Genomic DNA, 255 nt, shown 5'->3' with positions numbered 1-255 from the left:
ACAGATCAATGATCACTCCTTACGGATTGCGGCACTCCTACGCTCAGCGGCACGCTGACAACGGCACACCGGTGGACGTCCTACGCGAATTGATGGATCACCGCAGCGTCGACACGACCATGGGATACTTCTCCGTCACACTCAAACGTAAACGCCAAGCCACCGAGGAGATTTCGAAGTTCGCGATCGACAGGCACGGACGACCGGCGGGATTCACGTCGGTAACGGAGTACGAGCGACAGTCGGTGGCCGTGC

1 protein-coding gene is annotated in these 255 nt (G+C 58.8%); it reads left to right on the top strand.

Translation table 11 applies throughout. The features are described 5' to 3' along the window. Positions 1-8 precede the first annotated feature (8 nt). Positions 9-255 (top strand): tyrosine-type recombinase/integrase (locus tag G8767_RS36695; RefSeq protein ID WP_166814321.1); only part of this gene is annotated, 247 nt, incomplete at its 3' end.

The sequence above is a fragment of the Rhodococcus sp. IC4_135 genome (assembly GCF_011602025.1).
Taxonomy (GTDB): domain Bacteria; phylum Actinomycetota; class Actinomycetes; order Mycobacteriales; family Mycobacteriaceae; genus Rhodococcus_F; species Rhodococcus_F baikonurensis.
The sequence above is the reverse complement of the archived record's forward strand: the minus strand, read 5'-3'. Positions and strand labels throughout refer to the sequence as shown.